This is a genomic window from Streptomyces sp. NPDC104106 (genome assembly GCF_055584345.1).
Map to the genome: position 1 here is coordinate 15,544 of NZ_JBVJMF010000028.1, position 14,051 is coordinate 29,594.

The window sequence follows — 14,051 nt, forward strand, 5'->3', positions numbered from 1 at the left end:
GCGGCGGGCAGCCGCGGACGGCACGCAGCCGGGCCTCATGACAGGCGGTGGCGGCCGGGCACGGCGGGTGGCCGGCGCCGGTGGGGGTGGCCGGGCCCGCGCGGACCGCGGGTGACCGGCGGGGACGGGCCGGCGTGCAGTCGGGACAGGAGGCGGCTCGTGTCCGGTCAGCCGAGAGTGGCGTGGCGGCGGTCGGCCGCGTGGTGCATCGCGTGCCGGACGACTCCGATGAGTACTTCCTTGACGGATTGCCGGTCCCGGGCGTCGCACAGGGCGAGGGGGACGTCGTCGTCCAGGTCGAGGGCCTGCCGTACCGCCTCGGCCGGATAACGGGCCGCCCCCTCGAAGCAGTTGACACCGACCAGGAAGGGGATGGCACGCCGCTCGAAGTAGTCGACGGCGGCGAAGCAGTCCTCCAGGCGCCGGGTGTCGGCCAGCACGACGGCACCGAGCGCGCCCTCGGACAGCTCGTCCCACATGAACCAGAACCGCTCCTGGCCGGGCGTGCCGAACAGGTACAGCACCAGGTCCTCGCGCAGGGTGATCCGGCCGAAGTCCATGGCCACGGTGGTGGTGTGCTTGCCCTCCACCCCGCTGATGTCGTCGACCGGGCGTCCGGCCTCGGTGAGCACTTCCTCGGTACGCAGCGGCCTGATCTCGCTGACCGCGCCGACGAGGGTCGTCTTGCCCACGCCGAAACCGCCGGCCACGAGGATCTTGAGCGTGACCGGCTCGACCGGAGGCTTGCCGCGCTCAGAACGCCCGAAGATCATCGGTCTCTTCTCCTGCTTTCGTCCTGCGTATGTCCTGCGTAAGTCCTGCGGTAGGCCCGCGTGATTCCCGATCGGGTGCCGCCCCGTACCTGCGTGAGGCGGCTGGGCTGCGGTCACAGTGCCCGCAGGCCGCTGATCACGTCGCGCAGAATGCTCTCGTCCGGCAACTCGGCCGGGGGTATCGGGCGGGACACGTGGACGAGTTCGGCGTGGACGAGATCGCCGATGAGGACCCGGACCACGCCGATCGGCAGGTCGATCTCCGCGGCGAGTTCGGCGACCGACTGTGGCTCGTCCCGGCACAGGCCGACGATCGCCACGTGTTCGGGCGACAGCGTCGGATCCGCTTCCGGGTCGCCCGCGTCGGGTTCCGCGACGACCACCGCGATCAGATCGAGGCGGTGCTGGGCCGGGCTCGTGGTCCGGCCGCGTGTCATGGCGTACGGGCGGACGACCGGCCCGGCCTCGTCGTCGAACCAGTGGCTTCTTCCCTGACCGTCTCCGCTCATGCCATCCCACTACCCGCCCGCGGGCAGATCGGTGCGCGGGGAGGTACCCAGATGCACACCGACCCGCTTGACCAGCAGGGTCATCTCGTAGGCGACCTGACCGACGTCGGAGTCGGCGGCGGAGAGGACGGCGAGGCAGCTGCCGTCCCCGGCGGCGGTGACGAACAGGAAGGCGTCGTCCAGCTCGACCACGGTCTGGCGGACGCCGCCCGCGTCGAAGTGACGGCCCACGCCCTTGGCGAGGCTGTGGAAGCCGGACGCAACGGCGGCCAGATGCTCGCCGTCCTCCCTGGTCAGGTCCTTCGACACGCCGACGGCAAGCCCGTCGCCGGACAGGATGACGGCCTTGCGGATGCTGGCGACCCGGTCGACCAGGTCGTCCAGGAGCCAGTTCAGCTCCCCCTTGTTCGTCGCCGTATGGCCGGTGGCCTTCGGTGCGGTCATCGACCGTCCCCCTTAGTCGTTCCTGGTGCTGTGCCGTTCTGGGACTCGTCGCCCGCGGCGTTCTCCTCCCGGCCGCGCTGCCAGCCGCGCTGGAGCGAGGCCATCCGGCTGCGGACCTCCTCCGCGTCGCGATCGGCGGGCGGCCCCGTCCGTTCGGCGCGTCGTGCGGTGGCGGCCTGCTTGAGCTGGGGGGCCAGGCTGGCCTGACGCACCCGTCTGGGCAACGGCCCGATGCCGTCCGGTGCCGCGGCCGGCCGGGCCGCCGCCTCACCGGTGGAGAGGTCTGGAGTGCCGCGCGGCGAGGACGCGTCGCCGGCGGGCGGGCGGCTGCCGGCGGCGGGCGGGCGGGCGTCGGTGGCAGGGGGGCGCGCGTCGGCCGCGGGGAGGGGCGTACCGCTGCCCGAGCGCGCCGCTGCCGCGAAGGGGGACGTACCGCCGGAGCCGTCGGGGCCGCCAGATCTGTCAGGGACGCCGGGACGGTCAGGACGGTCCGCGCTGCCTGAGGCGTGGGGGCCGTGGGGGTCGTTCACGGCGGTCGGCCTGGGCCGGGTGCGCCGGGGCAGCGCCGGGATCTCGGGCGTGTCACCGGCGGCGCCGGGGCGGATCGGTGCGCCGTCCTCGACGCGGTCGGCGGCTTCGCCGGTACGGCGGTCGGCCGCGCCGCGCCGCCGGGTGGGCAGCGGGGCCAGTGCCCCCTGCTCTGAGCGGCGGGAACCTGCGGCGGACTGCCGGTCCGCGTCGTCGCGTCGGGAGCGCTGGTCGGTGACGGGTTTGCCGTGCGAGCTGACCAGCTTGGGCGTCTGACGACGCGGCAGCGGTACGGGGCCGCGGTCGCCGGCCGGGTCGGACGGCAGGAGGCCGGCGGACGGGGGGTCCGTCCGGTCGTCGTCGTGGGGGCGGGTGTGCCGGTGGCGGAACAGCCCGCCGCGCCCGCTGTCCTCGTCCCCCAGGATGCCCGGGAAGTCGTCGAGGGCGTCGAGGTCGACCGGCGCTCCCAGCTCCACGGGACCGTCCAGCAGGGAGGTCTGCAGACCTGGCAGCGGCACCGGAGCCGGGGACCGGCCGATCGCCTGCCCCCCGTCCCTCGCCGGGCGGTCCCGGTCCAGGCGGAAGCCGAGGCCGTTGGTGTCCGGTACGTCGTCGCTCAGCAGCGCGTCGGGGATGAACACGACGGCGGTGGTGCCGCCGTAGGGCGAGGGCTGGAGGGAGACGCGGACGTTCTGCCGCTGGGCGAGGCGGCTGACCACGAAGAGGCCGAGCCGGTCGGTGTCGGACAGCTCGAACTCGGGGGTCTCGGCGAGACGCAGATTGGCGTCCAGGAGCGCTTCGGCTGTCATCCCGAGGCCGCGGTCGTGGATCTCCAGGGTGAAGCCGTTGGCGACGCGTTCGCCGAGGACCTGGACGGCGGTGTGCGGCGGCGAGAACATCGTGGCGTTCTCCAGCAGTTCGGCCACGAGGTGGGTGAGGTCGGCGACGGCCGGGCCGGTGACGGCGACCCGGGGCAGCCGCCGTACCTCGACGCGTTCGTAGTCCTCGACCTCCGCGACGGCGGCGCGGACGACGTCCATGAGCTGCACGGGGCGGCGCCACTGCCGCGACGGGGCTGCGCCGGAGAGGATCACCAGGCCCTCGGCGTGCCGGCGCATACGGGTGGTGAGGTGGTCCAGGCGGAAGAGGTCGGCGAGTTCGTCGGTGTCCTCGGTCCGGCGCTCCATGGTGTCGAGGAGGGTGAGCTGTTTGTGCAGCAGCACCTGGCTGCGGCGGGCGAGGTTGACGAACACCTCGGAGACACCGGCGCGCAGTTCGGCCTGCTTGACGGCGGCCTCCACGGCGGCGCGCTGGAGGGTGTTGAGGGCCTGGCCGACCTCGCCGACCTCGTTCTTGTCGTATTCCAGACGCGGCACCTCCGTCTCGACGTCGACCTGTTCGCCGGCGGACAGCCGGCGCATCACGCTGGGCAGCCGGACCCCGGAGGCCTCGTGGGCCTCCAGGCGCAGCTGGCGCAGGTCGCGGATGAGGCCGCGGCCGACCCGGACGGACAGGACGAGCGAGAACAGCAGGGCGATCAGGCCGAGGAGGCCCACGACGGCCGCCTGGGCGATGACGGTCAGGGCCACGGGGCGGGTACGGGCCTGGAAGCGGTCGCCGGCCTGGTCGTCGAGGGAACCCAGTTCGTCCAGGACGCCCGCCGCGGCGGAGTCCCAGCTCTGGGCGGTGACGTCGCGGGGTATAACGGCGCCGGTGCCGATGACGGACTGTTCCGCCGTGCGCAGCGGGGCGGTGGTGGCGTCCTTCCAGATCCGTTCGTAGCGTTCGCGCTCGGTGGCGGGCAGCAGCGGCAGGCTGATGTCGTACAGGAGGGTGCGCTGGGCGACGAGGCCGGAGATGTCCCGGGTCTCGTCGCGGGTGAGCCGGCCGACGACGAGGGAGGAGCCGAGCAGGGCGTCCTCGCGGGAGAGCAACTCGCGCGCGCGGGTGACGTTGACCAGCGCGCGGGCCTGCTTGTCCAGTTCGACGTCGTCCACGCCGTCGAGGGAGTCGAGCAGCGTGTAGCAGGGATCGACGAGGCGGTTGTAGAGGTCGAGGGCCTGGGCCCGGTCGACCGTGCGCTGCTCGACGCCGCGGCGCAGGGAGTCGAGGCCCCCGAAGCCGTCCAGGACGGTGGTGAGGCGATCGCGGTCGGCCGCGTCCATGCCGTCGACGGTGCCGTGGTTCCCGGCGTTCCGGCGGATCCTGCCGATCGCCCGGTCCGCGGCGGTGCGCGTGCGCTCCAGCGCGGTGAGCGCGTCGGCGGCGCGCGGGTCGGCGAGGTAGACGAGGCTCTGGCGGCGTTCCTGTTGCAGTGCGCGAACGGCGTCCTCGGTGGGATAGCCGATGTGCTTGATGACGTCGTCGGCCTGGAACAGGCGAGCGACTTCGCGTCCGGTGATCACCGTGCCGAAACCCCAGACGGCGGCCAGGGACACCAGCGGCACGAGAAGCAGCGCCACGATCTTCCGGCGGATCGACTTCCCGCGAAAGCGCATGGCCTCCCCCAGCTCGACCCCCGCCGGCCGGGGGTGCACATGTGCGTCATCAAACGGCGCGAGCCTACTACCGCCTCACAGTTAACTCGAAGACATGTCCGGAGGGCGAACTTCCGCTCCGGCGGTGAGACATGGCGAGTTGTCCGGGCATTGCGGGAGATTGCGCCCGTGATCGGGGGGCCGGTCGCGGGCCGAGCAGGGCGCCACGGCCAGTCACTTGGCTGGTTTTTTTCGCTGAGAGGGAATCTTCCCGCGATCTCGTTCGTCCTGAGTAGGGGAAGCCTTCGGGAATGGGGGGCGGAATGGGCCACAGGTGCCGCATCCCGCATCCCGGCGGCGTAAAACTGCGCAAGCCGGGCAGCCACTGGGGAGTCGGAGTCCTGGTACTCCGGGGCGAGCGGTCTGCCGGCGGTGGGGAGTGACACGGTGATGGGGACGGCGGGGCAGCGCGAGGCGCCCGTTGAGCGCGCGGCGGAGCGCTCGGCGGCGGCGCGACGGGGACAGGAGGATCCGGATCGCGACATTCCGGCGCGTGGACGCGCTCGGGAGGCCGCGGGCGGTGAACGGCAGCCGGGTTACCGGCCGTTGTGGGTCGAGGAGCCGGCCAAGCGGCATCCGATGCCCGATCCGGTGCGTACGGCGGCGGTGCGAGCGCTCCTGATCATCGCGGTGACGCTGATCCAGGCGATGGTGGCCTTCCTGTGCACGATGGCCGGGTCCTGGCTGGCCTTCCCCATGGTGATCAGCAGCGTGGCCAGCACGGTGGTGGCCACCTGGGCGGTGGTCGACGTGTGGGTCACCCGCCAGGTGTGGAACCAGCGGTACGGCGTGGTCTCCGAGCCGAGCAGCACGGCCCGGGCCCTGCGCCGCGAGCGGCGAGCCCGCCGGCGCCGAGAGGGGGCCGGGGTACGCGAACAGGAGCGGATACCCGGGCCGGGCGGCGCCGGCCGGCTGTCCCACCCCTGACCCGGGGGCCGGTCGGTGCCGACCAGTCGTGACACCGCTGACCCGGCCTGGCAGCATCGGCCGGTTGTGGCACCGCCGGCCCGGGCCTGCCCCGCTCACGGTCTGCGGATCGCACCAACCGCCACCCGCCCGGCGGTCGTACCGGCCACCGCATGAGGGCCCCGCCGGTCGGCGGGCACCCTCCCCACCGGCCGACGATCACCCCCAACCACCCGACGGTCACGCGGACCACCGGCCGCTGGTCACGCCGGTTTCTTGAACATCCGCGTGGCCGTGATCTCGCTGTGCACCGCTTCTCCGGCCTGCGGCGGCTGGGGCAGGCCGGGCCGCAGATGTTCCTCGACGCTGATGTACTTCAGGCCCGCCCTCAGGTCGGCGTCGTTGCGCAGGCGGATGACCAGCGGGAACTCGGCGAGGGCGGTCGTGTCGAACAGGCCCGTGGTGTAGAGCAGCTGCACACCCAGCGCGTCGGACACGGCCCGCTGCAGCTCCAGCAGGTACGTGGCGTTGGCCCGGCCGATCGGGTTGTCGAGGAACAGCGTGCCGGCGTGCCGGTGCTTGTCCCTGCCCCGGTCGTTCGAGCGCAGGGCGGCCATCGTGCAGTACAGCGCGATGGCGGCCGTGAGCAGCTGGCCGCCGGAGAAGACGTCGCCCATCTGCCCGACGGGGACGCGCTCGGCGCGCAGTACGGCGTCGGGCTTGAGGATCTCGACGGCCACGCCCTTCGGCTGCAGGGCGGCCGCCACGCCCCGCAGCAGCAGGGACATGCCGTCGCGGCGCAGGTCGGAGTTCTTCCTGACGGCCGCACGGGTGGCCTCGTCGATGACCTCGCCGAGGCGTTCGGTGAGCGTGGCCTGGTCGGGCTCCTCGAAGCGGATACGGAGGAACTCCTGCCCGGACCACTCGCCGAGCCCTTCCGGCAGCCGGGAGAGGCGCTGGGCGGAGCGCAGCGTGGCGAGCGCGGACTCGACCAGTCCGCGCAGCCGGTCCACGATCGAGTCCCGGTTGCGCTCCAGCTGGGCCAGTTCGTCGGTGAGGACGCGCAGGCGCGGTGCGAAGGCGTCGGCCCACTTCTGGGCGTGCTCGGGCAGCGCGGAGGCGGGCAGTTCGCGGATCTGCTGGCGGGCGGGGGTGCGGACCTGCTCGTAGCGCGTGGAGTTGGCGTGCCGGACGAGCACGTCGCTCGCCTCGCGCACGGCCGCATCGGCGGCGGACAGGTCACCGGCGCAGCCGCGCAGCGAGCGGCGGGTCTCGGCGGCGGCGAGCCGGGCCTCCTCCAGGCTGCCAGGGTACGGCTCGGGTTCGTCCTGGTCCTCTTCCGGGGTGTGCTCGCGCAGCAGGTCGCGGAGCATGGCGGCGGTCTCGTCGAAGCCGCCGGCCGCGTCCTCGGCACCCCGGTGGGCCTCCAGCAGTTCGGCGTGCGCCTCGCGGGCGCCGGCCAGCGCCTCGGTGCGGGCGGCGAGTTCGGCGGTGGCGGTGCGCAGGAGCGCTTGCGCGTGTTCGGCGTCGCGCGGGACGAGTTCCTCGGGCAGCTCGGTGTGTGCCTCGCCGTCCTCGGGGGCGTGCCGCTCGGCCTCGCCGCGCAACCGGCCGAGCTGCTCGCTCGCGGTGGACATCCGGGTCTCCAGGAGCTGCACCAGCTCCTCCGCGCGCGCGGCGGCCGCCTGCCGGGAGGGGCCGTCGGAGCCGTCGGGCGACTGGAGCAACTGCTCCGCGCGGGTGCGGACCTTGTTGCTGAGCCGGTCGAGTTCGGCGCGGGCCGCGCTCTCGTCGCTCTCGGCGCGGGCCTGCTCGGCACGCAGGTCGGCGCCGACGCCGACCTTCTCGTACACCTGGGACGCCGCCCGGTAGGCCTCGCGGAGGGCGGGCAGGGACGCCGTGGGGGCGTCCGCGTCCTCGACGGGTACGTCGTCGGGGGCGCCGGCGATCTCGGAGCGCTCGGCGCGCAGCGCGCGGGCGGTGCGGCGGGCGTCGTCGGCGGCGCGCTGGGCGGCACGGCGGTCCTCGTCGGCGGCGCGGGCGCGGTCCAGGCAGGCCTGGGCGCGGGCCTCGGACTCGGCGGCCTCGTCGGCGAGTTCGCGGAGCTTGACCTGCCAGCCCGCGCGTTCGCGGAGGCGGAAGGCCAGGCCGGCGAGGGCGTCGGCGGCACGGCGGGCCTTCTGCGCGGCCTCCTGGCGCTCGTCGCGCGCCTGGGCCGCCTCGGCGGCGGCCTCCTCGGCCTCCGCGCGCGCGGTGCGCGCCTCGGTCAGTTCCGCCTCGGCCTCCTCGGCGAACGCGCGGGCCTCCTGGGCGGCCTGGGCGAGTTCGGTGAGGCGTCCGGCGGGGCAGCCGGTGCGCCAGGAGGCGAGGCGTGCGGCCAGTTCGCGGTCCTTGCCCAGCCGGGCGGCCAGGGCGCGGATCTCGTCGTCGCGTTCGGCGGCCCGCGCGCGCAGCGCGTGGCGTTCCTCGTCGGCGGCGTGCTCGTCGTGCATGGCCGGGTTCGGCGGGACGAGGAAGACGTCGGCGGAGGCGGCGTCGGTGGCGGGGGGCGGGGCGAGGAGGGCGGCGGCGGTCCCGACGGCCACGGCGGAGCGGGGCAGCAGGGCGGCGTCGCCGAGGGCTTCGCGGGCACGAGCGTGCGTGTCCGGGTCGGTGATGATGACGCCGTCGACCAGTTCCGGCCGGGCGGCGAGCACGCGCGCGTGGTCGGCCGGGTCGACGGACTGGGCGAGATAGCGCCAGCCGGGCAGCGCCGGGATGCCGTGCTCGCCGAGGAACTCCACGGTGGCGAGCACGTCCGGGCCGGGCGGCAGCAGGCCGCCGTCACCGAGCGCGCCCAGGATGCGGGCGTCGTCGGCGGCGGCGGTGCGCAGCTCGAAGAGGTGCCGTTCGGCGGCGGTGATCGCGTCGTCGAGGAGCCCGCGCAGTTCGTCGGCGAAGCGGTCCAGCTCCGCCGGGGTGAGCGGGCCGTCGTCGGCGGTGCGCGGGGTGTCGTCGGAGCCGGTGCCGGCCGCGCGGTCGCGCGGGCCGCCGTCGGTTTTGCCGCTCGCCCGGCCGTACGACCTCTCGTCGGCGCCGTCGGCTCCGCTGCGGGGGCCGGGCACGCCGGGCCGCGCGGTGCGGGCGCCGGGCAGGCTGAGCAGTTCCGCGAGCCGTTCCTCGCCGGCCAGGGACTCGGCGAGGCGCTGTTCGGCCTCGTGGGCCCGCTCGGCCGCCGTCGCCGCGTCCGCCGCGCGGGCCGCCGTCAGCTCCGCGCGGGACTCGGCCGAGGCTGCCTCCCGGGCGTGCTCGGCGACCTTGCGGGCGGCCTCGCGGGCCGTGTCCCAGGCGGCCACCGCGGTCTTCTCGGCGTCGCTGGCGGCGAGCGCGGCCCGGGCCGGGTCGGCGTCCGGGGCGCTGTCGTCGAGCCAGCCCGCGCGGACGGCCTCGGCCGTCTCCTGCTCGACCTCGGCGAGGCGCTGGCGCAGATGGCCGGCCTCGCTGCGGGCGCGCTGGGCCTCGGTGGCGGCGGTCGTGGAGTCGCGGTGGGCGCTGTCGCTGACCTCCTGCAGGGCGGCGGAGCGCTCCTCCTCCTCGTTGGCGAGGGCGTCGGCGTTCTCGGCGGCCGTGTGCAGGGCTCGTACGAGGTCCACGGCGGCCTTGGCGCGGGCCGCGAGCGCGGGCGCGGCGTCCCGCTCGGCCTCCTGGATGGCCGCGGACACGCGCGCGACGCGGTCGGCGGCGGCGCGGTGGCGCAGTACGGCCTCGGCGGCCTGCCAGGCGGAGTGCAGGGTGCGGGCGTCGGCCAGCTCGCGCTTCTGCGCGGCGGCGGACTTCTCGGCGGCGGCGAGAGCCAGGGACGCGTGCCGGTAGGCGAGTTCGGCGGCGATCAGGGCGCTGCGCTCGCGGGCGCCCTCGGAGTGCGTGACGGCGTATGCGGCGGCCGTCACCCGCTGGGCGAGGTCGGCGGCCCGCACCCGCTCCCGCACCGCCCGCGCGGACAGCCGCCGGGCCAGGGTGCGGGTACGGCGCTCGGCTCCCGCGTGGACGTCACGCGCGCGTGAGCGCGCTTCGGCGGCCTCGACGATCCGTCCGAGCAGGTCGACCGACCCGGCGGTGAAGTCGCGTTCGGCGATCAGTTCGGCGCGCCGGCCGAGCTTGTTGCCGAAGCCGCTGACGAGGTCGGCGAGACCGTCGGTGTCGCGGGTGTCGGTGACCGCGCGCAGCAGCAGGTCGGTGAAGTCGGAGTCCTTCTTGACCGCGAAGAGGCCGGCCGCCTCGCCCTCGTCGGCGTTCATCTCCCGCTGGTACCGGAAGAGTTCGGGGTCGAGGCCGAGGTCGCCGAGGTGCTCGATCCAGCGGTCGTGGATCTCCTCCCAGTGCACTTCCAGGTGCGGGTAGGCCTTGCCGGCCTCCGTGAGGGCGTCGCGGAAGCCCTTCATGGTGCGGCGGCGGCCCTGGGCGCCCGAGGTGCCCTCGGCGGGCGGCCGGACGGCGGTGGCCTCGGCGACCGGCAGGTTGTCCAGGCTCAGTCCGGGGCCGGGCCGGAAGGAGTACCAGGCCTCGGCGAACTTGCGCGGGTCGTTGGAGACTTGGCGACCGCGCCACTCGCTGACCTTGCCGACGACGACGCACTCGCCGGTCTGCACGTGCTGCCACTCCAGCGCGACGTGTCCGCAGTCGTCGGCGAGCAGGAACTTGCGCAGCACGCCGGAGCTGGCTCCGCCGAGGGTGTTGCGGTGGCCCGGCAGCATCACCGAGAAGATCAGCTTGAGCAGGACCGACTTGCCGCCGCCGTTCTCCAGGAAGAGCACGCCCGCGGGGGCGGGCCGGCGCGGCGGGCCGGCCGGCTCGTCCTCGAAGAACTCCGCCTGGGCGGGCGCCGGGTCGGGCACGGGCTCGCCCACGCCCCGCAGGTCAAGCACGGTGTCGGCGTAGCGCGCACCGGCGGGCCCGATGGAGTAGAGGCGGACCCGGGACAGCTCGTACATGGCGGACTCTCGTCGTAAGTCTGGGGAAACGTGCGGTGGTCGTGAGGGGGGAGGCTCAGGAGTGGAACGGCAGCCCGGCGTCGGCCACCAGCTCCAGGTCCTCGGTGTCCTCGGCGGGCAGCAGGCTGGCCGTGCCGTCGGTCACCGGGACGACGCCCAGGTCGAGCAGTTCGGCCATCGCCGCGCTGCCGGCCATGTCGCGGACCTGGAGCTGGTAGCGGGCCGTGGTGCGGTACGTGCCGCCGCTGTCGTCGCCGGTGCGCTGCAGGAAGCCGGAGTCGGTGAGGAAGGCGAGGGCCTTGGCGACGATGCCGGTGGTGGAGGCGGCCGGGCGACGGGCGTCCTTGGTGGCGCCGGTGGCGCTGCGTCTGGCCCAGATCCGCCAGGCTGCCTCCAGGCCGGGCGCGTCGGTGGCCGGGTCGGTGTTCTCGCCCTGTTCCTCGGCCCGTTCCTCCAGGCGCCGGCAGGCCTGCCGTACGAAGGCGTCGACGCCGTTGACCGTGACGCGGCCGATGTAGGAGTCGTCGGCCAGGTCCTCCGGGCGCGGGAAGGCCAGCGCGGCGGTGGCGAGATGGGCGAGTCCGTGCAGGAAGCGGTCGCCGGAGTCGGCGGCGGTGCGACGCGCGTAGTCGCCCATGCGGACGGCGAACACGGAGTCCTCGGCGGCCGTGACGGCCATCCCCGCGCGCGGGGACACCTCCAGCACGACGAGCCCCAGTCCGGCGGCGACGGCGTCGGCGAGCCGAGCGAACACCGGGTCGTCGCGGTAGCGGCGCAGCAGCTCGGTGTACTCCTGGTCGCGCGCGGGCTGCAGTTTGGGCTGCAGCCCGAAGGCGACGAGCCGCGCCGCGTCGGCGGCGTCGGCGGGCGTGACGGCGGCGGATGCCGACGGGGCGGGGGCCTCCGTGTCACTCCACTCGACGTGCTCGGTCACGGACACAACTCCTCGTACTCGGAACGGGGGGCGGGCGCGGCCCGCCCGGGGACGCGGGGAAGGGCGCGACGAGCCGCGAACGGCCCGCACGCGCCCGTCGGCGGCACCATCACGCGGCCTCCGTCCTGTCCGCCGCCATCCCGGCCGCGTCCAGCAGAGCGGTGCCCACGATGAGGTCCGCGCCGCCGAACTCGGGATCGTCCAGCTCGGTGCCGTCGTCCACGGCGAACAGCAGCTTCTCCTCGCCCTGCCGGTAGGCGGTGCCGACGGCCGGGCTGGCCGCGTGCACCGCCAACAGGGCCACCAGGTAGGCCAGGTCGGGGTCACCGGTGCGGCGCGCCTCGGCGAGCAGCCCGGACAGTCTTCTCGGCGCGTCCGCCGGGAGGTCCAGCAACTCCGTCGCGGCGGCCAGCTGTTCCTCGCTGAACCGGCTGTCGTCCGGTGTGGCGATCAGGTCGGGCTCGGGCATCTCCGCGCCGAGGTGATCCCGTTCGACGGGCGGGGTCAGCAGTATGTCGACGAGGTCCGCCACGCGCACCGAGACCGGCGTGCGCAGCCCGGTGCCCTGGGCGAAGAACGCGTCGGTGACCCGGATCGCCCGCTCCAGGGGCAGCGGCAGCACGGGGGCGAGGAGATGGCCGTAGAGATCTGTGCCCGAGGTCGTCGCGGGGGCGGCGAAGGCCTGCCGGTCCTGCTCGGCCCGGAACAGCGGGCCCGCCTCCAGCAGGCGGGACTGGAGCTGGGTGTGCCGCCTGATGCAGTCCTTGACGATGTCGACCAGCTCGGCGGCCCGGCGCTTGTACTCAGGCTCCTCGGTCTCGTCGCGGGCCTTGCGGATGTTGGTGAGGATCGCGTTCTCGTGGCGGTAGCGGTCGGCCACGTGGTCCAGAGCCTCGGCGATCATGTCCGGTACGGCCTTTAGCCAGTCGACCGCGCGGACGTTGCGCCGCGTGGCCTCCAGGGCGCGGCGCAGGGTCTCGGAGTACTGCACCGTGCGGTAGCGGGCCTGTTCGGCGGCGAGCTGGGCGTCGGCGAGGCGGCCGCGGCTGATGAGCACCTCCAGCTTGACCTCGGCGGCGATCTGGGCGCTGGTCACGTCGGTGTCCAGGGCCCCGACCAGGACGTTGACCGCCTCGTCCGTGGTGCGCAGATAGACGGTGCCGCCGGGGCCGGGGACCTCCTCGATCAGCTTGAAGTCGTAGTCCCGGCGGACGTACGTGCCGTCCGCCGCGAAGGTGCCGTACACCGCGCGGAAGCCGCGGTCGACGCTGCCGACGTTGATCAGGTTCTCCAGGACCCAGCGGGCCACGCGCTCGTGCTCGCCGGCCGGGCGGTGCGGGGCCTGGGCGGCGATGCGCGGGATCAGCCGGGCCACGATCTGCTCGTGGTCGGCGCCGGTGTCGAAGTCCATGTTGAGCGTGACGAGGTCGATGGCGGCCAGGGCCACCTCGGCCATGCCGTAGACCGAGTACTCACCGGCGAGGTTGGCCTTGCGCGCGTCGAGGTCGTGCAGCGGCGCGGTGCACGCGAGCGCGCGCAGCCGCCGCGCCAGCCCCTCGTCGGCGGCCGGACCCGGAGCCGGGCGCGGTGCTGCGCTGAGCTGGGGCGGAACGCTGTCCGTCGATGCAGGCGAAGTCACGGTGCACAGACTAGGTCCTCGGTCTGACATCGACCCAAACGACCGCAGAAGCGACGGCCGTCACAGGGGCTCACGCCGGCCCGGCGCCCTCCTCGCCGACCCTGCGCCGGTACACCTCGACCACCCGCTCCAGCGAGTCGGCGAGATAGGTCTTCAGCATCCGCTCCGCCGTGCGCCGGTCGCCGGCCTGGAGCGTCCGGAGGATCTGGCGGTTGCGGACGAGGTACGGCTCGTGCAGCCGGCGCGGGTCGTCGACGACGTGGAAGGCGAGGCGCAGTTCGGCGAAGACGCTGCGCATCAGTTCGTCGGTGCGTTCGCTGCCGGCGAGGGCGACCAGTTCGCGGTGGAAGTGGATGTTGGCGGTGCCGAGCGTCTTCCAGTCGCTCGCGGCGGCCGCCGTCTCGCCCTCGGCCACCGCCGCGGCGAGCCCGTCCAGCGGGTACGGGGGTTCGCCGAGACCGCGGACGACGGCGCACTCGACCAGGGTGCGCGCGCGGTAGATGTCCTCGACGTCCTCGACGGTCAGGACCCGGACGAACACGCCCCGGTTGAGTTCGTGGACCAGCAGGCGCTCGTGCGTGAGCAGCCGGAAGGCCTCGCGCAGGGTGTTGCGGGAGACCCCGAGCGCGCCGCCGATGCCGTCCTCGGACAGCCGCGTGCCGGGCGGGAAGTACCCGTCGGCGATGCGGCTGCGGAGGATGTCCGAGACCCGCTCCGCCGTGCTCGTACGCCCGAGGAGCGCCCGGTCACCGGCCAGTCCCGTCAGCTGCTCTGCCATGCCGGGAATTCAATCGCAGACGAGCGGAACGAG

9 protein-coding genes are annotated in these 14,051 nt (G+C 74.4%); 1 reads left to right on the plus strand and 8 read right to left on the minus strand.

The window, feature by feature from the left end; translation table 11 throughout:
* Positions 1-167 precede the first annotated feature (167 nt).
* From ACZ60X_RS39845 to ACZ60X_RS39860, 4 genes are all read right to left on the minus strand, one after another.
* Positions 168-773 (minus strand): GTP-binding protein, encoded by a 606-nt coding sequence (locus tag ACZ60X_RS39845; RefSeq protein ID WP_469609846.1) that lies wholly within the window; start codon positions 771-773, stop codon positions 168-170.
* A 113-nt stretch (positions 774-886) separates the two neighbouring features.
* Positions 887-1,282, minus strand: coding sequence for a DUF742 domain-containing protein (locus tag ACZ60X_RS39850; protein WP_469609848.1), 396 nt, complete (start codon positions 1,280-1,282; stop codon positions 887-889).
* A gap of 9 nt (positions 1,283-1,291) precedes the next feature.
* Entirely contained in the window at positions 1,292-1,726 is a 435-nt protein-coding gene (locus tag ACZ60X_RS39855; protein ID WP_469609851.1) for a roadblock/LC7 domain-containing protein, read from the minus strand.
* Positions 1,723-4,752: a sensor histidine kinase gene (locus ACZ60X_RS39860; RefSeq protein ID WP_469609855.1), complete on the minus strand. Its 3,030-nt coding sequence runs from the start codon at positions 4,750-4,752 to the stop codon at positions 1,723-1,725. The genes ACZ60X_RS39855 and ACZ60X_RS39860 overlap by 4 nt, the downstream gene beginning before the upstream one ends.
* 429 nt (positions 4,753-5,181) lie before the next feature.
* Between ACZ60X_RS39860 and ACZ60X_RS39865 the strand changes: the two genes are divergently transcribed.
* On the plus strand, positions 5,182-5,718 hold the full coding sequence (locus ACZ60X_RS39865; RefSeq protein ID WP_469609857.1) for a hypothetical protein: 537 nt from the start codon (positions 5,182-5,184) through the stop codon (positions 5,716-5,718).
* Positions 5,719-5,960: 242 nt separating this feature from the next.
* On the opposite strand, the gene ACZ60X_RS39870 is transcribed toward ACZ60X_RS39865, so the two are convergent.
* The 4 genes from ACZ60X_RS39870 to ACZ60X_RS39885 all read right to left on the minus strand — a co-directional run bounded on the left by ACZ60X_RS39870 (position 5,961) and on the right by ACZ60X_RS39885 (position 14,018).
* Positions 5,961-10,667, minus strand: coding sequence for a hypothetical protein (locus tag ACZ60X_RS39870; RefSeq protein WP_469609859.1), 4,707 nt, complete (start codon positions 10,665-10,667; stop codon positions 5,961-5,963).
* A 55-nt stretch (positions 10,668-10,722) separates the two neighbouring features.
* Entirely contained in the window at positions 10,723-11,601 is an 879-nt protein-coding gene (locus ACZ60X_RS39875) for a hypothetical protein (RefSeq protein WP_469609862.1), read from the minus strand.
* Positions 11,602-11,710: 109 nt separating this feature from the next.
* Positions 11,711-13,240: a hypothetical protein gene (locus ACZ60X_RS39880; RefSeq protein ID WP_469609865.1), complete on the minus strand. Its 1,530-nt coding sequence runs from the start codon at positions 13,238-13,240 to the stop codon at positions 11,711-11,713.
* Positions 13,241-13,310: 70 nt separating this feature from the next.
* Positions 13,311-14,018, minus strand: coding sequence for a GntR family transcriptional regulator (locus ACZ60X_RS39885; protein ID WP_469609868.1), 708 nt, complete (start codon positions 14,016-14,018; stop codon positions 13,311-13,313).
* Positions 14,019-14,051: the final 33 nt, after the last annotated feature.